A 23,489-nucleotide genomic window follows, 5' to 3' on the forward strand; every position below is an offset into this window, starting at 1 on the left:
CTGGGAAGCCGTCAATTGCGATAGCTGGTATCACGCGGCGCGCCATGTAAAAAAGGCCCGCACAAGGCGGGCCAGACCGAAGTTGCTACACTCAGTGAATCTTATTTCTTGACCTGGATCGAGCTTTTCACGTCCGTCACACCCTGCACGCCCTTGGCCAGTTCGACGGCACGGTCGGCTTCGGATTTCGACGGCACGAAGCCGCTCAGCATCACCACGCCCTTCTGGGTTTCCACGTGCACGTCCATCGCCTTCACGGTCTTGTCGGCGGCCATGTCGGCTTTTACCTTGGCGGTGATCATCGTGTCCGACATCGCGGCCTTGGCGGTGCCGGTCGCGTCAGCGGTCTTTTCCTTGGCCGACTGGGTCATGTCGGAAGCTTTTTCGCGGACATTCGCGGTGGCGGCGGCGGTGCGGTCGCCGGCACGGTCCATCGCGGCGGCGGTGCGGTCGCCGGCCCGGTCAGCGGCAGCGGCGGTGCGGTCGCGCACGTCGGCGGCGGTACCGGCCACGGCGGCGCCGGTGCCGTTATCGACCAGCACGGCGGTGCGGCCATCGCCGGCCGTCGACGCGGTCATGTTGGCTTTCATCGAACGTGCCTGGGCCTGGCAGGAATCCTTGGCGTCGCCGGACAGGTCGTCGCATTTTTCCTGGGCCAGCTCATACTTGGCGTCGGCCAGCTTGCGCTCGGCGCGCTGCAGTTCGTTGCCGGTGTTCTTGTGGTTGGCCACGGCATCGCGTTCCGCCTGGGCTTGCGCGACCTTTGCTTCCTCTTCGCACACATCCTGGGCGTTATCCTTCAGCTTCTCGCAACGTTCCTTGGCTGCCTTGTAGTTGGTTTCGGCCCTGTCGTGGGCTGCCTTGTACGCCGAGTTGTTCGCGGTCTGTGCGGTGGCGAATGCGCTGACCAGGGCCAGCGTGATGAATGCGGCTTTTTTCATGATAAGTCCCCTTAGGAAGATTGGCAGGAACGATTAAACGCTACCGCAACGCTTCCTTCTGTGCGCGGCCGTACACAGTCCGGGATTTTGTTGCCGATTTGTTACTCAGGGGGTGAGCAATCCCTTGCTCCACAGCACAGTGGCCTGCTCGAACGGCCCGGCCCCGGCGATGAACACACCGCCATGCGGGGCCAGCTGCAGCCACGCCCGGGTATCGTGCGAGCCGTGCTGGGTCGGCTGGTCGTCGCGCACCTTGCGCATCCAGCCATAGACATGGCCATACTGGTCGGGATGGCGCTGCTGCGTCCACGCCAGCGCCACCAGGTCCGAAAAACCTTCTTCCCGACGCGTTTCGCGCATCTGCTTCGACAGTTCCAGCAATGCGGGATTGTCGGCCATCTCATGCCCCACTTCGGTAAACCCGGCTGGCAGCGCATGCCAGTTGCCCCTTGCGTAACGCCAGCAATGTCCGACCTCATGCGCCGTCATCGCTTCGATCAGCACATCGCGCCGTTCGTCGGCGACGTCGGCAAGGATGGTTTCCGCATTCGGATTGCCGCGCATCGACAGCACCAGCTTGCAGCGGCCGTCGGCAAACCCCATCGCCAGCGGCACGTCGTTCGGCCCGGCCTTCGGCTGCACGATGATATCGATCGGCAGCCGCAGGTTTTTTGCATAGTTCAGTACCGGCGTGGCCGCGCTCAGCCAGCGGGTTTCCAGCGCTGTGAGCTGGGCGGCATGGGCATCGGTCGAAGCCAGCAGCAGTGGCGCAAGGGCAAGGGCGAGGATACGGAAGAGCGTCGGCATGAAGTACTCCATCGGGAAGAATTACTATACATGCCGCAAGGCAATTTGTTACCGGCAACGGGCGGCTGTTACAAATTATTTCCATGCAGGAATTTACAACTTTGCCGCAACGTTAACGACCGTTGCACGAATTAACGAGAGGAAACACGAAGAAGCTACATTAGTAGTGAGCGGAAAATTCGCTGGCAGCGAATTTCTTGCGGGAGCGCAATGAGGCTGTGGCGCTGCGCCGACGTGGGCGCGGGCGGGGGAATCCGTGGCCGGCCGGATGGCCTGCCACGGCAATGCGGCTGCCGGCCGTTTACTGCGACACCAGCGCGGCGGCGGTCGGAAAGGACGGGCGGATATCGTTCGGGACCGACTTCATGCGGTCCAGCGCCCGCTGGATTTCCGGCCGTATCACCACGTACTTCGCCATCATGCTTTTCGCGCGGGCGTAGTCGCCGGTGGCCTCGATGGTCAGGAACTCGCGGTCCAGGTTCGTCACGGCCTGGCGGATCTTCCTGAAGTCGACCGAGAACGTGCCGTCGTCATGCGCGACGAAACCGCCCTGGTCCAGCAGGTAGTTGACCTGGATCGCCATGCCGCGCGCGTGCGAGCTGGAAAGGCCGAAGTGCAGGGTGCGGAAGGCCGAGGCCAGGAAGGTGGTGTAGAGCTTGCGCTCTGCCGCCTCGCCCTGCCCCAGCGTGTCCTTCAGCTGGCCCTTCTCCATCATCGTCGCCAGCGCATACAGGCCGGTCACGTCGGCCTTGGCTTCCTCGATCGTCGAATACGTGTCCTTCAGGTCCTGGCGCGGCGTCGACTTGCCGCCCTGCGTGCTGTGCGGGCCCAGGCCGTGCGTGATCTCGTGCGCGAGGATGTGCGTGAAGAAGGAATTGAAGTCGAGGTCCTGCTGGTCCTGCGGGCGCAGCACCAGCTTCGCGATCGGGGTCAGCGTGGCCTTGAATTTCGCTTCCTGCACGTTCTTCAGCATCACGCGCTTGGAACCGCGCTGGCTGATGATGCGCTCGTCGTTCGGCAGGTTGTAGGCGGCGGTCTGCACGCCCATGTTGCCGTCGCCGGCGCCGAACACCTGGTTGACGACGACCATCGGCGCGACCGCGCCCACCTTGGGATTGCGGTACTTCGCGTCGAGCGGCAGGCTGTCCTCGATCTCCTGCATGTGCTTCGCGAAGAAGTCCAGCTTGGCCGTTTCGGCTTCGTCGCGGATGCTGACGTACGCTTCGAACGCGGCCTTGTAGCCGAACAGTTCGTCGTTATAGGTTTCGTATGGGCCGATCGTCACGTCCACCGCCGAATCGAGGTCCATCCACGCGAAGTCGGATGCCAGGTAATCGTTCGACAGGAACGCTTCGGCGCGCAGCGTGAGGAATTTTTTCAGCGACGCGTTGCCGGTGGCGGCGGCCGCCTCCTTCAGCAGCGCGGCCAGCTTCTCCAGTTCCGGCCTGTATTCGTCGGAATACTTCACCGTGGCGAACCTGCCGTCCTTGCCGGCGCGGATCGTGGTGAAGAACCACTGGGCCTGCTGCCTGTCGGCCGGCGGCAGGCCGTTCATCCACTTCTCGAGCGCCTCCTTGCCGGCACCGGCGGGATAGAAATTGGCGCCCTCCGGCTTCTTCGGCGGGATGGCGATGCCGGCCACCTGCGCCGGCAGGAATGAGGCATTGCCGTCCAGGGTGGACCAGGGGCCCTTGTTCAGCCAGAAGTAGTCGGCGCGCGCCTTGCCCAGCGGCGTGCGGTCCTTCTTCAGTGCCGCCCACAGCGCCTCGTTGTGCACCCAGCGCTGGCGCAGCTGCAGCGTGTCGATGACCTGCGCCGCCTCGACCAGCCTGGCGATCGCCTTGCGGTCGCCTGCCGTCAGCATCGACGTGTCGACGGCCAGCGCGACGGGCGCGAAACGGCGCGTCATCTTGTCCAGTTCGGCGACATCGGCCGGCGCCGCCATCGCCGTCGCGGCCGACACGGCCAGCACCATTGGAAGCAGGAGATTTTTCATGGGCCTTCCTTCACCTTGTGATTGAACGCCCATTGTAGAACCGCCGGCGACGCCCGCGCTCCTGCCGGTGCTCTTGCCCGGATACCGCGGCCGGCTTCAGGCCACTTCGGTGACGAAGCTCTCGCGCGGACGGCGCACTTTCGGCAAGTCCACCAGCCAGTCGCCTTCATCGGCGCGATAGCCCAGCGGCAGCATCGCCACGCTCTTCAGGCCGCGCGCATGCAGGCCCAGGATGTCGTCCACGGCGGCCGGGTCGAAGCCTTCCATCGGCACGCTGTCCACCTCCTCGAACGCGGCCGCGATCAGCGCGGCGCCCAGGCCCAGGAAGGCCTGCCGCGCGGTGTGGCTGAAGTTCACGGCGGCGCCACGCTGCGGGTAGCTGGCCAGCAGTTGCTGGCGATAGGCCTCCCAGCCTTCGTTCCTGAATCCGCGCACTTCATTGGTGTAGTCGAACATCTGGTTGATCCGCTCGGGCGTGTAGTCGTCCCATGCGGCGAACACCAGCAAGTGCGAGCCGTCGACCACCTGCTGCTGGTTCCACGCCACTTCGGCGATGCGCTTTTTCACGTCGGGATTGGTGACCAGCACGATTTCATAGGGCTGCAGGCCGCTCGACGTGGGCGCCAGGCGGGCCGCCTCGATGATGCGCTCGACCTTGTCGGCCGGTACGGCGCGGCTCGGGTCCATCTTCTTGGTGGCGTAGCGCCACTGCAGTTTTTCCAGTAATGGCATATGTGTTTCCTTTCTAGGATGAATGTGGAGCATTGTATTTTTCGCTGAAGCGCAGATAAACTGGCTTTTCGACAAATCGTTTATTCTCAAAAGACAATAATGGCCCGCCGTTTCGATCACCTGGCCGACGTGGAAGCATTGCTGCGCGTCGTCGACGAAGGCTCGCTCACCAATGCCGCCGTGGTACTCGGCACCACGCCGTCGGTGCTCAGCCGCTCGATCGCCCGCCTGGAAGCACGGCTGGGCGCCCAGCTGCTGCGCCGCACGACCCGCAGCCAGAGCCTCACCGACGCGGGCCGGCTTTACGTGGACGAGACCCGGCAGGCGTTCGCGCTGGTCGAGAAAGCGGAGCAGGCGATCTGCGGGCGCACGCCGCGGGAAGAACTGACCGGCCGCGTGCGGCTCAGCGTGCCCACCAGCTATGGCCACTGCCGGCTGGCGCCGATGCTGGCCACGTTCGCCGGCCGCCATCCGCGCGTGCAGGTGGAGCTCAACATCACGAACCGCAACGTGGACCTGGCCGCCGAAGGCTATGACCTGGCGATCCGCTCCGGCCCCCTGCCGGACAGCAGCATGGTTGCCCGCACGCTCGAAGAAGGCCGGCTGATCCTCGTCGCCTCGCCTGGCTATGCGCGCGGCGCCGGCCCGCTGGACACCTTCGCCGACCTGCAGCGCCAGCGCTGCATCGCCTTCGTGCGCCCCAGCACCGGCCGCGTGATTCCATGGCTACTGCGGGTCGACGGCAAGGATGTCGACTGGGTGCCACCGCCGGCGATCACCGTGTCCGACGACGTGATGGGTCTCGTCACGCTGGCGGTGCAGGGAATGGGCGTGGCGACCTGCCCGGAACTGATGGCCGCCGAACGCATCGCCGCGGGCCAGCTGGTGCAGGTGCTGCCCGCGCTGGGCGGGCGCACGCGCGCCTTCTCGCTGGTCTATGCGCCGCACCGCGGGCTGTCCCCTGCCGCACGGGCGCTGATCGATTTGCTGGTCGAGCAAACCGCGCCGCGTTCCGCCTGACCGTTACTGCCGCGGTGCCTGCGCCAGCTGGGCGAGCTTGCCTTCCGGCTGCCACCCCGCCCCCAGCGCCCGCGCCACCGACACGGCGGCCAGCAGGCGCTGCGTATCGATCTGCGCCGCGGCGCGGTCGGCGGCCAGCGCGCTGCGCTGCGCATCGGTCACGTCCAGGTAGGTCGACAGGCCGCGCTCGTAGCGGGCACGCGCCACCAGATAGGCGCGCTCGGCCGCCTGGCGCGACACCGCCTGCGCCTGCCCCTGGCGCTGGCGCTGCTGCACGTCGGACAGCGCATCTTCCACTTCGCGCAAGGCGGTCAGCAGTTTGCCCTGGTGGTTCGCCACCGCCTCGTCGTAGCGCGCCTGCGCGGCGGCCAGGTTGGCCTTGTTGCGGCCGCCGTCCAGCACCGGCAGCGACAGGGCCAGCGGGCCGAAGCTGAACTGGCGCGAGCCGCCCTTGGCGATCTCGGACAGGCTCTCGGACGCGAAACCGAAGTTGCCGGTCAGGCTCAGCGACGGATACAGCGCCCCCTCGGCCACGCCGATATCGGCATTGGCCGCCTTCAGCAGGGCCACGCTCTGCGCCAGGTCGGGCCGCTGCGCCAGCAGGCTGGCCGGCAGGCCGACCGGGATGGCCGGCGGCTGCGGCAGGCCGGCATTTGCGGCTACCGGCAGTACCGCCGACGACGGCGACGCCCCCAGCAGCACGGCCAGGCCGTGCTCCAGCGCGTTGCGCTGGCGCTGGACTTCTTCCAGGTCGGCTTCGGCATTGGCGCGTTCGATCTTGGCGCGCGACGTGTCGAGTTCGTTGGACAGGCCGGCATCGAAGCGCGCGTTCACCAGTTGCTCGGTCTCGCGGCGCGTGTCGAGCGCGCCACGCAGGATGCCGATCTCGGTATCGAGCCCGCGCAGTTGCCAGTAGGTCGTCGCGACCTGCGACGTCAGCATCAGCATCACGCCGTCGCGGTCGGCCTGTGCCGCCAGTGCCTGCGCATCGGCCGCTTCCACGGCGCGGCGCACCCGGCCCAGCAGGTCGAGTTCATACGAGAAAGTCGAGCCGACCGAATAATTGTTGCCGGCGACGGCGCGGCGGCCCAGCGCGATGCCCTGCGCCGTATTCTCCGACGTGCGCGTATTCGACACGCCGGCGCTGACGTTCAGCTGCGGCCGTTCGCTGGCGCGGGTGACGCCCAGCTGCGCCTCGGCCTGCAGCAGCCGCTGCGCCGCCGCCTTCACCGTCGGGCTGTCGGCCAGGGCCTGCCGCTCCAGCCGGTCCAGCGTGTCGTCGCCGAACACGCTCCACCATTGCTGCGGCATGCTTGCCGCCGCATCGGCGGCCTGCGGCGCATGCCGGAAGTGCGCATCGGCCATGTTGGCCGGCGCCGTGAAGTCGCTGCCGACGGTGGCGCAGCCGGACAGGAACAGGACGGCGGATGCCACCGCCACGGAGATGCTTTGCTTGATGAACATGGTGTTACCTCTAGTATTCAATGTCCGCCGGCGCCACCGCCCGATGGCGACTTGACCGGGTCCGACAGCCACAGGATGGCGATGCAGGACAGCAGGATGCCGCCGACGATGAAGAAGCCGTCGTTGTAGGCCATCACATACGCTTCGCGCCGCACGATGCCGTCGATCGCCTTGAGCGCCTTGTCGGCCGCGTTGGCGGGATCGAATCCCTGGCCGACGAAGGCCTGCGTCATCTGGTCGAGCCGCTGCTGCGTGGCCAGCGAAAAACTGGTGATCGATTCACCCAGCCGCGCCGAGTGGAAATGCTCGCGCGTCGACAGCGCGGTGGCCAGCAGGGCGATGCCGATCGAGCCGCCCAGGTTGCGGGTCATGTTGAACAGGCTCGATGCCGACGGCATGTCCTTCGGCGCGATGCCGTTCATCGCGAAGTTCGACAGGGTCAGCATCACGAACGGCTGGCCCAACGCGCGGACGATCTGCGACAGCATCAGCTGGTCGTAGCCCGTCGTCGCATCCATGTACGCGTTCATCAGGCACGAGCCGCCGAACAGCAACAGGCCGAACGAGCACAGGATGCGGTTGTCGATCTTCGCCGACAGCTTGGCCACGAACGGCATGATGAACAGCTGCGGCAGGCCGACCCACATGATCACTTCGCCGATCTGCATCGGCGAATAGCCGGCGATCTGGCCGAGGAACAGCGGCAGCAGGAACGACGAGCCGTACAGCCCCATGCCCATCACCGCGGACAGCATGGTGGCGACGAGGAAGTTGCGCTGGCCGTACAGGCCCAGGTTGACGAACGGCTGCTCGCGCATCGCGCTGGTGACGACCCAGCCCAGCAGGCCGACCAGCGCCAGCGCGGCGAAGGTGATGATGAACGCGGAATCGAACCAGTCCTTGCTGTTGCCTTCCTCGAGGAAGATCGTCAGGCTGGCCAGGCCCATTGCCATGAAGGCGATGCCCAGCCAGTCGGCATTCCACAACTGGTCGAGCTGCCACCTTTCCTTGTCCAGGCCATAGGCAATGCCGGCCATCAGCAGCAGGCCCGGCACCCAGTTGATGTAGAAGATCGACGGCCAGCCATACAGCTCGGACAGGTAGCCGCCCAGCGTGGGGCCCATGGCCGGCGCCAGCGTCGCCGTCAGGCCGAACAGCGCCATGCCGGCCGCGCGTTTCGACGGCGGCAGCTTGGTCATCACCAGCGTCATCGCCATCGGGATCAGCGCGCCGCCGGTAAAGCCCTGCGCCATGCGGAAGGCAATCATGCTTTCCAGGTTCCAGGCGAAGCCGCACAGCGTGGAGAACACCAGGAACAGCGCCGTGGTGCCCAGCATGTAGCCGCGCAGCGAGAACACCCGCGTCAGCAGCGCGGTCAGCGGGATGACGACGATTTCCGCCACCAGGTAGGCGGTGGAGATCCACGAGCCCTCTTCCTGCGTGGCCGACAGCGAGCCGAGGATATCCTTCAGCGACGAGTTGGTGATCTGGATGTCCAGCACCGCCATGAAGGCGCCCAGCATGCCGGCGGCTACCGCGACCCAGGTGCGGGCGGATACCGCACCGCTGGCCTGGCCATAAGCCGGGGCGCCCGGCGGGCTGCCAGCCATTGTCTGCGTGCTCATTGCGTCAGCCGCTTAGTGAACTTGCGGCTGTACTGGCGACTGAACTTGCGCCCGGGACTGCGCAGCGGCCTGCGCATGCCGTGGCGCGGCGTCGCCGATCGCCACTTCGGCGATCACCGACATGCCCGGCACCAGGCGGCCGGCCAGCGCCTTCCGGTCCTTGTCGTCGAGCGTGATCTTGACGGGCACCCGCTGCACGATCTTGGTGAAGTTGCCGGTGGCGTTATCTGCCGGCAGCAGCGCGAACTGGTTGCCCGAAGCGGGCGAGAAGCTGTCCACGCGGCCCGTCAGCTCCCGGCCAGGCAGTGCGTCGACGCTGATGTGCACCGGCTGGCCCGCATGCATCTGCGCCAGCTGCGTTTCCTTGAAGTTCGCGGTGATCCACACGTCATCCTGCACCAGCGCCGTCAGTTGCTGGCCCGGCGATACGCGCTGGCCCACTTCGATGCTGCGCTTGCCCACGCGGCCGCTGACCGGCGCGACGATGGTGTTGTAGGCGAGCTGCTGTTCGGCTTCCTTCAGCTGCACGGCGAGCACGCCGATCTGCGCTTTCAGCACATCGCGCGCGGACGTCGCCGCGGCGATCTGCGCCCTGGCGGCGGCGGCACTGTCCTTGCGGGCCGCGACGTCGGCGGTCGCGCTGGCGCGGGTCGCGTTCGCGGCATCCAGTTCGGCCTTCGACACGGCCTTCATCTGGCTGGTGTACAGCTGGCCGTAACGCTCGGCATCCTGGTTGGCACGCACCAGCAGCGCTTCGGACTGTTTCACCTGGGCGGCGCTGGCGCTGGCCTGGGCCTTCACCTGGGCGACCTGGGCATCGGCCTGCACCACCTGCGTCTCGGCGCTGGCGATCTGGGCACGGATCTGCTCGACCTTCAGGCGCTGGTCGAACGGATCGAGCTCGGCGATCACGTCGCCCGCCTTCACGTACTGGTTATCGTCGATCAGCACTTTCGTCACGGTGCCGGCAACGCGCGAGGACACCGGGTGCACGTGGCCGGCCACGTAGGCGTTCTCGGTTTCCACGAAGTGCGCGCTGCGGTACCACATGCGGCCACCGCCGGCGATGGCCGCGGCGGCGATCAGGCCGGCCACGATCAGCACGCGCCGGTTCGGCTTCTTCGCCGCGGCGGCCGCGTTGCCTGCCTGCGGGGTTGCGCCCAGCGCTTTTTGTTCTGCCTGGTTGGACATGGAAACTCCGAGAAATGAAATGGACTGCGCGCATTATTGGTCATCCGATTCCCGAAGTCAAGAAATGAAACGGTTGCATTTCATTTCTAGCTGGAATAAAGTGGCGGCCTCTGATAGCCTTTGGCGTTCCCGCCTCCAGGAGATGTCCACACCAATGTCTGACGAGCAAATGACCGCCGAATCCCCCTGCCCGATCGTGGCCCGCGGCGCCGGACGTCCGCGCGCCAGCGACGCGGAAGCACGCACGCAGGAACTGATGAGTGCCGCCGCCGAGCTGTTCCTCGAAAAAGGCTATGCCAAGGTCAGCCTGGAAATGATCGCGCGCCGTGCCCGCGTGGCCGTGCGCACGATCTACGTGAAATTCGGCGGCAAGAGCGGCCTGTTCCGCGAAATCCTCGCTTCGGGCCGGGGTATCTACTTCGATACCATGGAAGACCTGGAAACCAGCCGCCGTCCGATCCGCGAGGTGCTGCTCGACTTCGGCACACGCTTCCACAACCTGGTGTCTTCCGGCTCCGTGATCAAGCTGTACCGGATGGTGATCGCCGAGGCGCACCACGATCCGGAGCTGGCCGAGGCATTCTTCGAATCCGGTCCACGGCAGACCCGGCTGGCACTGGAGCGCTACTTCAGCCGGCCGGACATCCGCGCGCAGTTGCGCGACATCCCCGCCGACCAGCTGGTGGTCCACCTGATGAATTGCCTGATGGGGGACCACCTGAAACGCTATCTGTTTGCCGCGCCGGCGGCCGGCACCCCGCAAGAGGACCTTGCACTGGTCGAACAGCGCGTGGACCTGTTCCTGCACGGTGCCAAGGCTTGACACGTTCGCGCCGGTAACTCATCCTTGGTGACCAGCGCAATTGTGCGCTGTCGCACGGACCGTGCGCTGCCACTGAGGGATAATAATTTCCTCAAGAATATATTTTTGCAGGGAGGCTCTATGAGCAAGTTCGACAGGCTGGAATGGTCGCAGAAAGTTGCTGCGCTGAATGAACGCATTCGTGGTTTCCAAGCCAATCCCAGCCAGGAACAACTTGAATTGGCGATCAATGAACTGCGTGCGTATGCCGATGCGGCTACCGCCGGCATGGAAATTCCGCCGCGCTTCATCGCCAGCTGACACGTCAGCCTGAAACACGCAATACGAAACCCGGGCCGTCCCGGGTTTTTTTTCGCTGGTGAAAATTGGTGCGAGGGACCGGATTTTTTGTAATTGACAGGGGAATCGGCATGCGGTCTAATGTTCCGCAGTGCATGAAATCGTTTTCAAGCATTTGCGTGCACGCCCTCTTTTCTCTTCCAGCCGACTAAGACAATGACCGACAAACTGCAATTTCCGCCTTCGTTCACGTGGGGCGTGGCCACCAGCTCGTTCCAGATCGAAGGTGCCGCCACCGCCGATGGCAAGGGCCCGTCCATCTGGGACACGTTCAGCCACACGCCTGGCAAAGTGATCGATGGCAGCAACGGCGACGTGGCCTGCGACCATTACCACCGTTACGCGGAAGACGTCGGCATCATGGCGGACCTGCACGTGGATGCCTACCGCTTCTCGATGGCCTGGGCGCGCGTGCAGCCGGCCGGCAAAGGTGCCTGGAACGAAGCCGGCTTTGCCTTCTACGAACGCCTGCTGGACGAGCTGGACAAGAAGAACATCGCTGCCCACGTGACGCTGTACCACTGGGACTTGCCGCAAGGCCTGCAGGATGAAGGCGGCTGGCTGAACCGCGACACCGCCTACCACTTCGCCGAATATGCCGCGGAAGTGGCGCGCCGTTTCGGCAATCGCGTGAAAACGATTGCAACGCACAACGAGCCGTGGTGCACGGCCAACCTGGGCTATGGCAATGCGCAATTCGCCCCCGGCGTGGCGGACAACAAGCAATCGGTGCAGGTGTCGCACCACCTGCTGCTGTCGCACGGCCTGGCGATGAAGGCGATGCGCGCCGTCGGCAGCTCGGCCCAGCTGGGCATCGTGCTGAACCAGTGGACCGCCGACGCGGCCACCGACAGCCAGGCCGACCGCGATCTCGCCACCTGGGAATACGCCCGCTCGGTGCAGTGGTTCATGGACCCGATCTTCAAGGGCCACTACCCGGAATACGCGCTGCGCGGCCACGGTGCCGATGCCCCTGAAGTGAAGGCGGGCGACTTCGACATCATCCGCCAGACGATCGACTTCCTCGGCGTGAACTATTACTTCCGTTCGTTCTGCAGCGCCGAGACGCCGCCGCGCCAGGCGCCCGCCGCGCTGGGCACCACGGACATGGGCTGGGAAATCTACCCGCAGGGCCTGACCGAACTGCTGGTGAAGCTGAAGGGCGAATACGACCTGCCGCCGATCTACATCACCGAGAACGGCATGGCCAACCCCGATCACGAGCTGGTCGACGGCCGCATCGCCGATGCCAAGCGCATCGACTATGTTGAACGCCACCTGGCGGCGCTGAAGGAGGCGATGGACGCGGGCGTGGACGTACGCGGCTACTTCCTGTGGAGCCTGCTGGACAACTTCGAGTGGAACTCCGGCTACGCCAAGCGCTTCGGCATCATCCACGTCGACTACGCGACCCAGAAGCGCACGCCGAAGGACAGCGCGCACTGGTACCGCGAATTCATCGACACGCAGCGCCGCAAATAAGCAAAAAGCAGCGCTGTTGGCGCTATCATGGCAGGTACAGCGCGGCAGGCACAGCGGCAATATAGCCGCCCGCGACAATGACGACCAAGACAGGAGACGACATGAACACGAAAGCCGCCACGCCGGGCGCCTTGCCCGCCAACGGCACCACCGGCGCCGCGCCGCGGGTCAGCCCGTTGCTGTGGGTGCCCTCCGGGTACTTCACGATGGCGCTGGCCTACGTCATGCTCACCAGCGTGACAGCGATCATGTTCAAGAACCTGGGCATGGACAACGGCAAGGCGGCCGAATATGCCAGCTATCTGATCCTGGCCTACACGATCAAGCCGCTGTTCGCGCCGTTCGTGGAAATGTACCGCACCAAGAAGTTCTTCGTGCTGTGCGCGCAGCTCGCCATCGGCATCGGCTTCGGCCTGGTGGCGCTGGCGATGTCCCTGCCCGGCTACATGGCGATCATGATCGGGCTGTTCATCGTGCTGTCGTTCGTCGGCGCCACGCAGGACATCGCTTCCGACGGGGTGTACGTGACGGCGCTCGACACGCGCACGCAGTCGCTGTACTGCGGCATCCAGAGCCTGTCGTGGAACGTCGGCCCGATCGTCGCTTCCGGCGGCATGGTCTACCTGTCCGGCTGGCTGCACGCCAATGTGTTCGGCCACGACCCGAAAGTATTCGGCGAAGCCTGGATCGACAGCTGGCGCATCGTGTTCTTCATCGTGGCCGGCATCACGCTGGTGATGTCCGCATGGCACCTGCGCACGATGCCGGAAGGCTCCAGGGCGGAAAACGCCCCCGCGTCGATCGGCCAGGCGCTCAATATCCTGTGGGATTCGTTCGTCACGTTCTTCCAGAAGCGCGACGTGTGGCTGATGGTGGGCTTTGCCTTCCTGTTCCGCCTTTCCATCGGGCTGCTGGAAAAGATCGGGCCGTTCTTCATGGTCGACCCGGTGGCCAAGGGCGGCCTCGGGCTGTCCAACGAACTGCTGGGCATCGTGTACGGCACCTATGGGCTGGTGGCGGTGCTGGTCGGCTCGCTGCTGGGCGGCTTTTTCGTGGCCAAGCGGGGCCTGAAGCCCACGCTGTTCCTGCTGTGCTGCGCCGTCAACATCCCGAACGTGACGTTCCTGCTGATGGCGATGTACCAGCCCAGCAGCCTGCTCGCGATCAGCGCCGGCGTGGCCATCGAGAAATTCTTCTACGGCTTTGGTTCCGTGGGCTTCATGATCTACCTGATGCAGCAGCTCGCGCCGGGCAAGTATTCGACCACGCACTACGCGTTCGGTACCGGCCTGATGGGGCTGTGCATGATGGTGACGGGCGCCGTGTCCGGCCACCTGCAGGAGTGGATGGGCTATGTGAATTACTTCTGGTTCGTGATGGCGGCCACCATTCCATCGTTCCTGGTGACCTGGTTCGCGCCGTTCCATCACAAGGAGGCGTGAACTGCGGCGCCGCGGCCGGCGCTCAGTTCTTGCGGTAGTGCGAGGCCAGCAGTTCGTAATCCTCCGGCGCCTCGAACAGCGCCGGATCTGGTTCGCTCCGGTCGAGCTCCGACAGCTCGACGATCGACTCGCCGGAACGGGGATCGCTGTGCCTGCGGTACAGCGTCATCCCGATCTCTTCCGCGTACCAGCTTTCCTTCGTCACCTCGATGTTCTCACCCTCCCCGCCCACCCTGGTGCGGACGATCCGGCCGGTGGCGCTCACGCCTTCGATGTCGCGCTGCCCCAACTGTTCCACGGCTGACCCGGCCTTGGCCGCGCTTGCCTGCGCCGGGTCGCCCTCCCTGTCGAGCGCCGCCGCCGGCCGCCGTGCGCCAGCCGTTGCCAGCTGGTTCTGATGATCGAGGAAGATCGTCGCGCCGTCGAGCCCGATGACAACGGAGTGATCGAGTTCGCCCTCGCTGTCCAGCGTGTCCTGGCGTGTCCGGCCGGCGCTGTCCCGGTACAGCCGCATCACGGTTTGCCGGGTGAATTCGTCGCCGTCCGGCAGGAGGCGGCGGATCGTCACGGTCTGGATGACGCTGTACGGGCGCCCGGTGACCAGCGACGCGGCCGCCTGCCGGGATTGCCGGGCGGCGGGCTCCGCGGCATCGGCCTGGTTCGCCTGGTTCGCCTGGATTTCCTGATTCGCCGAGCTGGCATTGGCCGACACGAAGCCGGCCAGCAGTATCGAGGGTAGGTGCTTGTTCATGGCGTGCCTTTCGGAATGCAGGACAGCATGCGAAGGAGGTGGGGCATTCATGCTACACCTCGTACTGTCGCCGAAACGCACGAATGGTGGCAGTTCTCAGTTCCCGCCAAGCTTGAGGGCGCGCGGACGGTAATCCTCCGGCACGGCAAACAATGCGGGATCCGGTTCGCTGCGGTCGAGGTTACTCATGACGAGGATGGATTCGCCCTGCGCATCGGTGTTCTTGACATACAGGTGAATGCCCAGCTCTTTCGCCGTCCAGCTTTCGGTGCTGACGTCCCGGGTCTTGCCGCCGCCGGTAATCTGGTACCGGGTGAGCTGGCCGGTTGCCGCCACGCCTTCGATGTCGCGTTCACCCAGCTGTTCCACGACAGGCCTCGCGGCTGCGTTGCGCAGCGCAGGCGGCTGGGTGATGGCGCTTTGCCTGTCGCGATGCACGGATGCGAGCCGGCCCGTGCTCCTCGTCGACGCGGTCTTGTCCCTGTGATTCAGGACGATTGCCGAGCCATCGGTTCCCGTGATGAACGAGGTGACCAGGTTGCCGTCACCGTCCAGCATATCCTGGCGCTCCCTGCCCGCGCTGTCGCGGTACCGTTTCGTTACGGTCTCGCGCGTGGACTCGCCGCCGCCAGGCTGCTCGCGGCGCATCGTCAGCGTGTGCGTGGCACTGTACGGTTGGTCGAGGACCAACTGGCGCTTGGGCTGCGCGGCCTGCTGGCTTGCGGATGCGCGGGCGCCGGTATCGGCGGCCCAGGCACTGGCCGACACAAGGCCGGCGAGCATTACTGCGAGGATGCGCTTGTTCATGATTCCTTTCAGGATGAAAGCATGGCAATGGGATGCAGCCATTCATCCTAGCATCGCGCAAGGCCGTCAAAATGCGCGGATCGTCACGCTGCGATGCGGCCCTGCACATCCGCTGCCGGGCTTATCTTTTGTCTGGCGGGATATGGCGGAGAGCCGCGGCGAACGCAGCATGGGCGGCAGGGTCGACGGGCCGGGATTTCGGCCCGGTACGCGCCGGGTCCTTGCCGAGGTAATTGTCGTTCTTCCAGTTGCGCGCCGGGCGCACCGGGCGCGGCACGAATCCGCCGCCGCAGTTCGGGCAGACGTTCTGCAGCAGGCCATCGACGCAATCGGCGCAGAACGTGCATTCGTAGCTGCAGATGCGAGCATCCGTCGCGTGCGGCGGCAGCGCCTTGTTGCAGTGTTCGCAGGTAGGCCTGAGTTCGAGCATGGCATTTCCTTTCATCGATGACCCGATGATAGGCGGGCCGCGATTGACAGGAATGACAGCGATGGTTGAATATCTGCCACATGCCTCCCTCCCCTGCCATACCGCTCGACATCTGGCTGCTGGTGTTTCCGGGCTTCCTGCTGCTCGATGCCACCGGGCCGATCCAGGTATTCGCCAGCGCCAACGACGAGGCGCGCGATGCCGGCCTGCCGGAGCCCTACCGCATCCATCTGGTGGCGCAAGGCGGCGGCGCCATCGCATCGTCGGCCGGCGTGAGTATGCTGGCTGCGCCGTTGCCGCGGCGCGGCATCGCGGGCGGCACGCTGGTAGTGTCCGGCGGCGGCAGCGCGTCGCTGCCTTCCTCCACGACGGACGCAGGATGCGCGCTGCTGCGCTGGGTGGCCCGGACCAGCGAGAGCGCGGCGCGCTGCTGCTCCGTCTGCGCCGGCGCCTTCGTGCTGGCCCGCGCCGGCCTGCTGGACGGCCGCCGCGCCGTCACGCACTGGCAGGACGTGCCTGCGCTGCGCGAGCAGCATCCGGAGATCGACGTGCAGGACGACGCGATCCACGTCCGCGACGGCAAGTTCCGCACCTCCGCCGGCATCAGCGCCGGCATGGACCTGGCGCTCAGCCTCGTCGAGGAAGACCTGGGCCGCGCAGCCGCGCTGGCGGTGGCCCGGCGGATGGTGCTGTTCCTGAAACGCCCCGGCGGACAGCGCCAGTTCAGCGCCGAGCTGCTGGCGCAGTCGCAGCCGGAAGGCGTCACCGCGCAGCTGACGGCGTGGCTGCGCCCCCGCCTGGAGCGCCAGCTCGATGTCGAACAGATGGCCGCGGCGTGCGCGCTCACCGTCCGCACGCTGCATCGCCGGCTGCGGCAGGAAGCGGACGTCACACCCGCACAACTGCTCGCCCGCTTGCGGATGGAAGTCGCGTGCAGCCTGCTGGAGCGGCCGCGCATGACGGTCAAGGAAGCCGCCCGGCGCAGCGGCCACGGCAGCGAATACAACCTGCGGCGCGCCTTCATGCAAAGGCTGGGCGTGCTGCCCAGCGACTACCAGGCCCGCTTCGCCTGATACCTCACGACTGATCAGCTGGTCGCAAAACAACACTGGGGGCGCGGCAGGGGTTTCGCGGAGCATGCTCCGCGCCTGACAAGCGGTAATGGCATGCATGCCATTACTCCTCCCAGTCCCCAAATTTATACAACGGATTTTGTTGTAAAAAATCGGGGACTGTCCCTGTTGTGAAAACGCCACCCGAAGGTGGCGTTTTGTGTGCTGCGGGGGGTGCCGGGATCAGCGCTTGCGCACTGGCGGCAGGTCGGTGCAGACGCCTTCGTACACTTCGGCGGCCATGCCGATCGACTCGCCCAGGGTCGGGTGCGGGTGGATCGTCTTGCCGATGTCGGTGCCGTCGGCGCCCATCTCGATGGCCAGCGCGATCTCGCCGATCATGTCGCCAGCGTGCGTGCCGACGATGGTGCCGCCCACGATGCGGTGGGTTTCAGCGTCGAACAGCACTTTCGTGAAGCCTTCGTCGCGGCCGTTGGCCACGGCGCGGCCCGAGGCGGCCCACGGAAAGTGGCCCTTCTCGACCTTGATGCCCTTGGCTTTCGCTTCGTCTTCGGTCAGGCCGACCCACGCCACTTCCGGATCGGTGTAGGCGACCGACGGGATCACGGAGGCATCGAAGTGCGACTTCTGGCCGACTGCCGCTTCGGCAGCCACGTGGCCTTCATGCACCGCCTTGTGCGCCAGCATCGGCTGGCCCACCAGGTCGCCGATGGCGAAGATGTGCGGCACGTTGGTGCGCATCTGACTGTCGACGTTGATGAAGCCGCGATCCGTGACGTTCACGCCGGCCTTGTCGGCGGCGATCTTCTTGCCGTTCGGGCTGCGGCCCACGGCCACCAGGACCATGTCGTAGATCTGCGGTTCCGGTGCGGTGGCACCGGCTTCGGCGGCTTCGAACGTGACCTTGATCCCTTCCGGCAGCGCTTCCACGCCCACGGTCTTCGTCTTGGTCATGATGTTGTCGAAGCGCGCGGCGTTGTACTTCTGCCAGACCTTGACGGCATCGCGGTCGGCGCCCTGCATCAGGCCATCCATCATCTCGACCACGTCGATGCGCGCGCCGAAGGTGGAATACACGGTGGCCATTTCCAGGCCGATGATGCCGCCGCCGATCACCAGCATGCGCCTCGGCATGAAGCGCAGTTCCAGCGCGCCGGTCGAATCGACGATGCGCGGATCTTCCGGCACGAACGGAAGCTTGACGACGGAAGAACCGGCAGCAATGATCGCCTGCTTGAACTGCACGACCTTCTTCGTGCCGTCGGCGCCGGTGACTTCGATGTGGTTCGGGCTGACGAACTGGCCCACGCCCTGCACCACCTGCACCTTGCGCGCCTTGGCCATGCCGGACAGGCCGCCGGTCATCTTCGAGATCACGCCTTCCTTGTACTTGCGCACTTCGTCGATGTCGACTTCCGGCCTGGCGAACTTGACGCCGTGCTTGCCCAGGTGGGCCGTCTCGTCGATCACGGAAGCCAGGTGCAGCAGCGCTTTCGACGGGATGCAGCCGACGTTCAGGCACACGCCGCCCAGCGTCGCGTAACGCTCGACGATCACGGTGTTCTGGCCCAGGTCGGCCGCGCGGAACGCTGCCGAGTAGCCGCCAGGGCCGCCGCCCAGCACCATCATGTCGCACTGGATGTCGACATTGCCGGAGTACGAACCGGCAGCCGGCGCAGGACCTGCCGCCGGAGCGGCAGGCGCCGGCACGGCCGGTGCGCCGTAGACCGGCGCCGCCTGGCCGGGTGCCTCGCCTTTTTCGGCAGGCTTGGCAACGTCGGCAGCGGGTGCCGCCGCCGGAGCTGCAGCCGGGGCAGCGGCGCCTGCCGCTTCCTCCAGCAACAGCAGCAGCGAGCCTTCGGACACCTTGTCGCCCACCTTGAACTTCAGCTCCTTGACCACCCCGGCGTGCGTGGCCGGGATTTCCATGGAAGCCTTGTCGGACTCCACGGTGGCGATCGACTGGTCGACCTTGATCGTGTCGCCCACCTTGACGATCACCTCGATGACTTCGACTTCCTTGAAGTCGCCGATGTTCGGTACTTTTACCTCAACGATGCTCATGTATCGGGCTCCTTACAGCAGCACTTTGCGCATGTCGCCCAGCACTTCTGCCAGGTAGACTGCGAAGCGGGCACCGGACGCGCCGTCGACCACGCGGTGGTCGTACGACAGCGACAGCGTCATCATCAGGCGCGGCACGAACTGCTTGCCGTCCCACACCGGCTTCATCGAAGCCTTCGACAGGCCCAGGATCGCCACTTCCGGCGCATTCACGATCGGCGTGAAGTGCGAGCCGCCGATGCCGCCCAGCGACGAGATCGTGAACGTGGCGCCCTGCATGTCGGCCGGTTTCAGCTTGCCTTCGCGCGCCGCCAGCGACAGTTCCGTCATTTCGCGGGCGATCTGCGACACGCTCTTCTGGTCGGCGTTCTTCACCACCGGTACTACCAGGCCTTGCGGCGTGTCGGCGGCGAAGCCGATGTTGTAGTACTTCTTCAGGATCAGGTTCTCGCCCTTCGCGTCCAGCGAGGAGTTGAACGCCGGGTACTTCTTCAGCGCCGCGGCCGATGCCTTGATGACGAAAGCCAGCATCGTCAGCTTGGCGGCATCCTTGTTCTTCGCGTTGGCGTTGTTAGTCTCGACACGGAATGCTTCCAGGTCGGTGATGTCGGCATCCTCGAACTGCGTCACGTGCGGGATCATCACCCAGTTGCGGTGCAAATTCGGGCCGGAGATCTTCTTGATGCGCGGCAGCGGCTGCAGTTCCGTTTCGCCGAACTTCGAGAAGTCCAGCGACGGCCATGGCAGCAGGTTCATGCCGGCACCACCGCCGGCTGCTGCATTTCCTCCACCTTGGGCGGCGGTCGGCGCGGCAGCGCCGGCGATCACGCCCTTCACGTAGTTCTGCACGTCCTGCTGGGTGATGCGGCCTTTCGGGCCGGTGCCCGGCACTTTCGTGACGTCCACGCCCAGTTCGCGGGCGAACTTGCGGACGGACGGCGATGCGTGGGCCAGCTTGCCCGATACAGCCGGAGCTGCCGGCGCTGCAGCGGCCGGAGCTGGAGCCGCGGCAGGTGCCGCCGCCGGGGCAGCAGCAGGAGCCGGGGAAGGAGCAGAAGCGGCAGGTGCCGGAGCGGCGGCAGCAGGAGCAGCCGAGCCGCCGGTCGATTCCACGACCAGCACCAGCGAACCTTCGGCGACCTTGTCGCCGACCTTGACCTTGATCTCCTTCACCACGCCGTCGTGCGACGACGGGATTTCCATCGAGGCCTTGTCGGACTCCACGGTGATCAGCGACTGGTCCTTCTTGATCGTGTCGCCCACCTTGACCATCAGTTCGATGACTTCCACTTCCTTGAAGTCGCCGATGTCCGGTACCTTGACGTCGACCGGGCCGGCGGCGGCTGCCGGAGCAGCGGCCGGCGCAGGCGCCGGAGCCGGTGCAGCAGCGGCAGCAGGTGCCGGCGCGGCGGCGGCGGGAGCCGGTGCAGCGGCAGCGGCGCCCTCACCTTCCACCAGCAGCAGCAGCGAACCCTCGGCGACCTTGTCGCCGACCTTGACCTTGATTTCCTTGATGACGCCGGCCGACGACGACGGAATCTCCATCGACGCCTTGTCCGATTCGACGGTGACCAGCGACTGGTCGACCTTGATCGTGTCGCCGACCTTCACCATCAGCTCGATGATCTCGACTTCCTTGAAATCGCCGATATCCGGGACTTTGACTTCCACAATGCTCATAGCGTTTGCTCCGTATTCTCGTTATTGGGTCACCGGATTTGGCTTGTTCGGGTTCAGGCCATATTTCACGACAGCCTGTTCCACCACGGCGAGGTCGATCTTGCCTTCGTCGGCCAGCGAACGCAGCGCGGCAACCGTGATGTAGTAACGATTCACCTCGAAGAACTCGCGCAGCTTGGCGCGGCTGTCCGAGCGGCCGAAGCCGTCGGTGCCCAGCACGCGGTAGGTGCGGTCCTTCGGCATGAAGGCGCGGATCTGCTCGGCGTACAGGCGCATGTAGTCGGTCGTGGCAATGATCGGGCCCTGCGTGTCCTTCAGCAGGCCGGTCACGTACGGCACGCGCTGTTCCTTCGTCGGGTTGACGAGGTTCCAGCGCTCGGCGTCCTGGCCGTCGCGCGCCACCAGCGTCAGCGACGGTGCGGACCACACGTCGGCGGCGACGCCCCAGTCCTTTTCCAGCAGCTCGGCGGCGAACATGGATTCGCGCAGGATCGTGCCGGAGCCGATCAGCTGGACGCGCTGGCCGGCGTTCGCGGTGCCTTCCTGCAGCAGGTACATGCCCTTCAGGATGCCCTCTTCCTGGCCAGCCTTCAGGCCCGGATGAGCGTAGTTCTCGTTCATGATGGTGATGTAGTAGAACACGTCTTCCTGTTCCGTCACCATGCGGCGCAGGCCGTCATGAATGATCACCGCCAGCTCGTGGCCGAAGGTCGGGTCGTACGGCAGGCAGTTCGGGATCGCCGCGGCGAACAGGTGGCTGTGGCCATCCTCGTGCTGCAGGCCTTCGCCGTTCAGCGTGGTACGACCGGCGGTGCCGCCCATCATGAAGCCGCGGGCGCGCATGTCGCCTGCCGCCCAGGCCAGGTCGCCCACGCGCTGCATGCCGAACATCGAGTAGTACGTGAAGAACGGGATCATCACGCGGTTGTTCGTCGAGTACGACGTGGCCGCCGCGATCCACGAGCTCATGCCGCCCGCTTCGTTGATGCCTTCCTGCAGGATCTGGCCGGCCTTGTCTTCGCGGTAGTACATCACCTGGTCCTTGTCGACCGGCTCGTACAGCTGCCCTTGCTGGTTGAAGATGCCGATCTGGCGGAACAGGCCTTCCATGCCGAAGGTACGCGATTCGTCGACCAGGATCGGCACCACGCGCGGGCCCAGGCTCTGGTCGCGCAGCAGCGCGGTGATGATGCGCACGAATGACTGGGTCGTCGAGATCTCGCGGCCTTCCGCGGTCGGCTCCAGCACGTTCTTGAACGCTTCCAGTGGCGGCACGACCAGCGTTTCATCCGCCTTCATGCGGCGCGCCGGCAGGTAGCCGCCCAGAGCCTTGCGGCGCTCGTGCAGGTACTTCATTTCAGGCGCGTCGTCGGACGGCTTGAAGAACGGGATCTCGGCCAGCTTGTCGTCCGGGATAGGAATGTTGAAGCGGTCGCGCATTTCGCGGATCGCCTCGTCGTCCAGCTTCTTGGTCTGGTGGGCGGTGTTGCGCGCCTCGCCGGACTTGCCCATGCCGTAGCCCTTGACCGTCTTCACCAGCAGCACGGTCGGCTTGCCCTGGGCTTCCTGCGCCACCTTGAACGCGGCGTAGATCTTGTGCGGGTCGTGGCCGCCGCGGGTCAGGCGCCAGATGTCGTCGTCGCTCATGTTGGCGACCATTTCCAGCAGCTTCGGATGCTTGCCGAAGAAGTGCTTGCGCACGTAGGCGCCATCCTTGGCCTTGTAGTTCTGGTATTCGCCGTCCAGCGTTTCCATCATCACGCGCTGCAGGATGCCTTCCTTGTCCTTGGCCAGCAGCTCGTCCCAGCCCGGGCCCCAGATGACTTTCACGACGTTCCAGCCGGCGCCGCGGAATTCGCCTTCCAGTTCCTGGATGATCTTGCCGTTGCCGCGCACCGGGCCATCAAGGCGCTGCAGGTTGCAGTTGACGACGATGACCAGGTTGTCCAGCATTTCGCGGGCAGCCATGCCGATCGCGCCCAGCGATTCCGGCTCGTCCATCTCGCCGTCGCCGCAGAAGGCCCAGACCTTGCGGCCGTCGGTGTTGGCGATGCCGCGCGCGTGCAGGTACTTCAGGAAGCGCGCCTGGTAGATCGCCATCAGCGGGCCCAGGCCCATCGACACGGTCGGGAACTGCCAGAAGTCCGGCATCAGTTTCGGGTGCGGGTACGACGACAGGCCACGGCCGTCCACTTCCTTGCGGAAGTTGATCAGCTGGTCTTCGGTCAGGCGGCCTTCCAGGTAGGCGCGCGCGTACACGCCGGGCGACGAGTGGCCCTGGATGTACAGCAGGTCGCCGCCGTGCTCTTCGCTCGCGGCTTTCCAGAAGTGGTTGAAGCCGATGCCCAGCATGTTCGCCAGCGAGGCGAACGAGGACAGGTGGCCACCCAGGTCGCCGTCGGCCCGGTTGGCGCGAACCACCATCGCCATCGCGTTCCAGCGCATCCACGAGCGCAGGCGCTCTTCGTATTCCAGGTTGCCCGGGCAGTGCGCGCCCACGTCGGCAGGAATCGTGTTCACGTACGCGGTGTTGGCCGAGAACGGAATGTCGGCGCCGCGGCGGCGGGCCAGGTCGGCCAGGCGCTCCATCAGGTACTGGGCGCGCTCCGGACCTTCATTCTGCAATACGGCTTCGAGCGCCTCGAGCCATTCCTTGGTTTCCAGTGCGTCCGGATCGTTGGCGGTTTGGGCCGTGACCTGGTCAAGTTGAGCTGACATCTATCTAGTCTCCTGAGTGAATTGGCCCGAACCGATGCGGTGATCGTGGCGGACGCGAGGGGTGATTATTTACCAAGACTTTTACGAAGTGTGAGGATTCTAAC

General features: G+C 65.5%; 20 protein-coding genes. 7 read left to right on the forward strand and 13 right to left on the reverse strand.

All coding sequences use genetic code 11. The annotated features are described in order from the left end of the window. Positions 1 to 101: 101 nt before the first annotated feature. Both ACY34H_RS28385 and ACY34H_RS28390 read right to left on the reverse strand, forming a co-directional pair. Complete coding sequence (locus ACY34H_RS28385) at positions 102 to 941, reverse strand: BON domain-containing protein (RefSeq protein ID WP_464980767.1); 840 nt, start codon at positions 939 to 941, stop codon at positions 102 to 104. Between the two features lie 105 nt (positions 942 to 1,046). Next, on the reverse strand, positions 1,047 to 1,748 hold the full coding sequence (locus ACY34H_RS28390; protein WP_464980768.1) for a hypothetical protein: 702 nt from the start codon (positions 1,746 to 1,748) through the stop codon (positions 1,047 to 1,049). Here ACY34H_RS28390 and ACY34H_RS28395 point away from each other — a divergent pair. Further along, positions 1,747 to 1,962 carry a hypothetical protein gene (locus tag ACY34H_RS28395; RefSeq protein ID WP_464980769.1) on the forward strand — a complete coding sequence of 72 codons (216 nt, stop codon included), beginning with the start codon at positions 1,747 to 1,749 and terminating at the stop codon, positions 1,960 to 1,962. The two genes, ACY34H_RS28390 and ACY34H_RS28395, sit on opposite strands and share 2 nt — an antisense overlap. Positions 1,963 to 2,049: 87 nt before the next feature. Here the strand turns inward: ACY34H_RS28395 and ACY34H_RS28400 are convergent, their stop codons facing one another. Together ACY34H_RS28400 and ACY34H_RS28405 are read right to left on the reverse strand one after the other, a co-directional pair. Further along, positions 2,050 to 3,744 carry a dipeptidyl-peptidase 3 family protein gene (locus ACY34H_RS28400; RefSeq protein WP_464980770.1) on the reverse strand — a complete coding sequence of 565 codons (1,695 nt, stop codon included), beginning with the start codon at positions 3,742 to 3,744 and terminating at the stop codon, positions 2,050 to 2,052. A gap of 96 nt (positions 3,745 to 3,840) precedes the next feature. Continuing rightward, positions 3,841 to 4,476 carry a nitroreductase family protein gene (locus ACY34H_RS28405; RefSeq protein WP_464980771.1) on the reverse strand — a complete coding sequence of 212 codons (636 nt, stop codon included), beginning with the start codon at positions 4,474 to 4,476 and terminating at the stop codon, positions 3,841 to 3,843. 99 nt (positions 4,477 to 4,575) lie between these two features. Between ACY34H_RS28405 and ACY34H_RS28410 the strand changes: the two genes are divergently transcribed. Continuing rightward, positions 4,576 to 5,496 carry a LysR family transcriptional regulator gene (locus ACY34H_RS28410; RefSeq protein ID WP_464980772.1) on the forward strand — a complete coding sequence of 307 codons (921 nt, stop codon included), beginning with the start codon at positions 4,576 to 4,578 and terminating at the stop codon, positions 5,494 to 5,496. A gap of 3 nt (positions 5,497 to 5,499) precedes the next feature. Here the strand turns inward: ACY34H_RS28410 and ACY34H_RS28415 are convergent, their stop codons facing one another. The 3 genes from ACY34H_RS28415 to ACY34H_RS28425 are packed head-to-tail and all read right to left on the reverse strand — an operon-like array spanning position 5,500 to position 9,776. Then, entirely contained in the window at positions 5,500 to 6,960 is a 1,461-nt protein-coding gene (locus ACY34H_RS28415; protein WP_464980773.1) for an efflux transporter outer membrane subunit, read from the reverse strand. 17 nt (positions 6,961 to 6,977) lie between these two features. Beyond that, the gene (locus tag ACY34H_RS28420) at positions 6,978 to 8,585 is read right to left on the reverse strand and encodes a DHA2 family efflux MFS transporter permease subunit (RefSeq protein WP_464980774.1); all 1,608 of its coding nucleotides are present in this window, start codon (positions 8,583 to 8,585) and stop codon (positions 6,978 to 6,980) included. A gap of 12 nt (positions 8,586 to 8,597) precedes the next feature. After that, a complete protein-coding gene (locus tag ACY34H_RS28425) occupies positions 8,598 to 9,776 on the reverse strand; it encodes an HlyD family secretion protein (protein ID WP_464980775.1) in 1,179 nt (392 codons plus the stop codon). Positions 9,777 to 9,930: 154 nt separating this feature from the next. Between ACY34H_RS28425 and ACY34H_RS28430 the strand changes: the two genes are divergently transcribed. The 4 genes from ACY34H_RS28430 (at position 9,931) to ACY34H_RS28445 (ending at position 13,862) form a co-directional block, all read left to right on the forward strand. After that, complete coding sequence (locus ACY34H_RS28430) at positions 9,931 to 10,599, forward strand: TetR/AcrR family transcriptional regulator (protein WP_464980776.1); 669 nt, start codon at positions 9,931 to 9,933, stop codon at positions 10,597 to 10,599. A gap of 120 nt (positions 10,600 to 10,719) precedes the next feature. Then, positions 10,720 to 10,899 carry a hypothetical protein gene (locus ACY34H_RS28435; protein ID WP_464980777.1) on the forward strand — a complete coding sequence of 60 codons (180 nt, stop codon included), beginning with the start codon at positions 10,720 to 10,722 and terminating at the stop codon, positions 10,897 to 10,899. Positions 10,900 to 11,094: 195 nt separating this feature from the next. Then, positions 11,095 to 12,420 carry a GH1 family beta-glucosidase gene (locus ACY34H_RS28440; protein WP_464980778.1) on the forward strand — a complete coding sequence of 442 codons (1,326 nt, stop codon included), beginning with the start codon at positions 11,095 to 11,097 and terminating at the stop codon, positions 12,418 to 12,420. A 206-nt stretch (positions 12,421 to 12,626) separates the two neighbouring features. Next, the gene (locus tag ACY34H_RS28445) at positions 12,627 to 13,862 is read left to right on the forward strand and encodes an MFS transporter (protein ID WP_464980809.1); all 1,236 of its coding nucleotides are present in this window, start codon (positions 12,627 to 12,629) and stop codon (positions 13,860 to 13,862) included. Between the two features lie 22 nt (positions 13,863 to 13,884). Here the strand turns inward: ACY34H_RS28445 and ACY34H_RS28450 are convergent, their stop codons facing one another. The 3 genes from ACY34H_RS28450 to ACY34H_RS28460 form a co-directional block, all read right to left on the reverse strand. Continuing rightward, entirely contained in the window at positions 13,885 to 14,613 is a 729-nt protein-coding gene (locus ACY34H_RS28450; RefSeq protein WP_464980779.1) for a hypothetical protein, read from the reverse strand. 96 nt (positions 14,614 to 14,709) lie between these two features. Continuing rightward, the gene (locus tag ACY34H_RS28455; RefSeq protein ID WP_464980780.1) at positions 14,710 to 15,420 is read right to left on the reverse strand and encodes a hypothetical protein; all 711 of its coding nucleotides are present in this window, start codon (positions 15,418 to 15,420) and stop codon (positions 14,710 to 14,712) included. 121 nt (positions 15,421 to 15,541) lie between these two features. Further along, a complete protein-coding gene (locus ACY34H_RS28460; protein WP_464980781.1) occupies positions 15,542 to 15,850 on the reverse strand; it encodes a DUF1272 domain-containing protein in 309 nt (102 codons plus the stop codon). 80 nt (positions 15,851 to 15,930) lie between these two features. Between ACY34H_RS28460 and ACY34H_RS28465 the strand changes: the two genes are divergently transcribed. Beyond that, the gene (locus ACY34H_RS28465) at positions 15,931 to 16,923 is read left to right on the forward strand and encodes a GlxA family transcriptional regulator (protein WP_464980782.1); all 993 of its coding nucleotides are present in this window, start codon (positions 15,931 to 15,933) and stop codon (positions 16,921 to 16,923) included. Between the two features lie 222 nt (positions 16,924 to 17,145). Here ACY34H_RS28465 and lpdA read toward each other — a convergent pair whose 3' ends face one another. From lpdA to aceE, 3 genes are read right to left on the reverse strand one after another with little or no spacing between them, the layout of a single operon-like run. Then, positions 17,146 to 18,987 (reverse strand): dihydrolipoyl dehydrogenase, encoded by a 1,842-nt coding sequence (gene lpdA, locus ACY34H_RS28470; protein WP_464980783.1) that lies wholly within the window; start codon positions 18,985 to 18,987, stop codon positions 17,146 to 17,148. A 12-nt stretch (positions 18,988 to 18,999) separates the two neighbouring features. Next, positions 19,000 to 20,667, reverse strand: coding sequence for a dihydrolipoyllysine-residue acetyltransferase (aceF, locus tag ACY34H_RS28475; RefSeq protein WP_464980784.1), 1,668 nt, complete (start codon positions 20,665 to 20,667; stop codon positions 19,000 to 19,002). A 21-nt stretch (positions 20,668 to 20,688) separates the two neighbouring features. Beyond that, positions 20,689 to 23,385: a pyruvate dehydrogenase (acetyl-transferring), homodimeric type gene (aceE, locus tag ACY34H_RS28480; protein WP_464980785.1), complete on the reverse strand. Its 2,697-nt coding sequence runs from the start codon at positions 23,383 to 23,385 to the stop codon at positions 20,689 to 20,691. Between the last annotated feature and the right edge of the window lie 104 nt (positions 23,386 to 23,489).

This window comes from Pseudoduganella sp. jia 9 (assembly GCF_055502615.1).

What these genes read in the sequence shown, in the direction of transcription:
- ACY34H_RS28385 (WP_464980767.1), bottom strand. Translation starts at nt 941, where the DNA reads ATGAAAAAAGCCGCATTCATCACGCTGGCCCTGGTCAGCGCATTCGCC.
- ACY34H_RS28395 (WP_464980769.1), top strand. Translation starts at nt 1,747, where the DNA reads ATGAAGTACTCCATCGGGAAGAATTACTATACATGCCGCAAGGCAATT.
- ACY34H_RS28390 (WP_464980768.1), bottom strand. Translation starts at nt 1,748, where the DNA reads ATGCCGACGCTCTTCCGTATCCTCGCCCTTGCCCTTGCGCCACTGCTG.
- ACY34H_RS28400 (WP_464980770.1), bottom strand. Translation starts at nt 3,744, where the DNA reads ATGAAAAATCTCCTGCTTCCAATGGTGCTGGCCGTGTCGGCCGCGACG.
- ACY34H_RS28405 (WP_464980771.1), bottom strand. Translation starts at nt 4,476, where the DNA reads ATGCCATTACTGGAAAAACTGCAGTGGCGCTACGCCACCAAGAAGATG.
- ACY34H_RS28410 (WP_464980772.1), top strand. Translation starts at nt 4,576, where the DNA reads ATGGCCCGCCGTTTCGATCACCTGGCCGACGTGGAAGCATTGCTGCGC.
- ACY34H_RS28415 (WP_464980773.1), bottom strand. Translation starts at nt 6,960, where the DNA reads ATGTTCATCAAGCAAAGCATCTCCGTGGCGGTGGCATCCGCCGTCCTG.
- ACY34H_RS28420 (WP_464980774.1), bottom strand. Translation starts at nt 8,585, where the DNA reads ATGAGCACGCAGACAATGGCTGGCAGCCCGCCGGGCGCCCCGGCTTAT.
- ACY34H_RS28425 (WP_464980775.1), bottom strand. Translation starts at nt 9,776, where the DNA reads ATGTCCAACCAGGCAGAACAAAAAGCGCTGGGCGCAACCCCGCAGGCA.
- ACY34H_RS28430 (WP_464980776.1), top strand. Translation starts at nt 9,931, where the DNA reads ATGTCTGACGAGCAAATGACCGCCGAATCCCCCTGCCCGATCGTGGCC.
- ACY34H_RS28435 (WP_464980777.1), top strand. Translation starts at nt 10,720, where the DNA reads ATGAGCAAGTTCGACAGGCTGGAATGGTCGCAGAAAGTTGCTGCGCTG.
- ACY34H_RS28440 (WP_464980778.1), top strand. Translation starts at nt 11,095, where the DNA reads ATGACCGACAAACTGCAATTTCCGCCTTCGTTCACGTGGGGCGTGGCC.
- ACY34H_RS28445 (WP_464980809.1), top strand. Translation starts at nt 12,627, where the DNA reads ATGGCGCTGGCCTACGTCATGCTCACCAGCGTGACAGCGATCATGTTC.
- ACY34H_RS28450 (WP_464980779.1), bottom strand. Translation starts at nt 14,613, where the DNA reads ATGAACAAGCACCTACCCTCGATACTGCTGGCCGGCTTCGTGTCGGCC.
- ACY34H_RS28455 (WP_464980780.1), bottom strand. Translation starts at nt 15,420, where the DNA reads ATGAACAAGCGCATCCTCGCAGTAATGCTCGCCGGCCTTGTGTCGGCC.
- ACY34H_RS28460 (WP_464980781.1), bottom strand. Translation starts at nt 15,850, where the DNA reads ATGCTCGAACTCAGGCCTACCTGCGAACACTGCAACAAGGCGCTGCCG.
- ACY34H_RS28465 (WP_464980782.1), top strand. Translation starts at nt 15,931, where the DNA reads ATGCCTCCCTCCCCTGCCATACCGCTCGACATCTGGCTGCTGGTGTTT.
- lpdA (WP_464980783.1), bottom strand. Translation starts at nt 18,987, where the DNA reads ATGAGCATCGTTGAGGTAAAAGTACCGAACATCGGCGACTTCAAGGAA.
- aceF (WP_464980784.1), bottom strand. Translation starts at nt 20,667, where the DNA reads ATGAGCATTGTGGAAGTCAAAGTCCCGGATATCGGCGATTTCAAGGAA.
- aceE (WP_464980785.1), bottom strand. Translation starts at nt 23,385, where the DNA reads ATGTCAGCTCAACTTGACCAGGTCACGGCCCAAACCGCCAACGATCCG.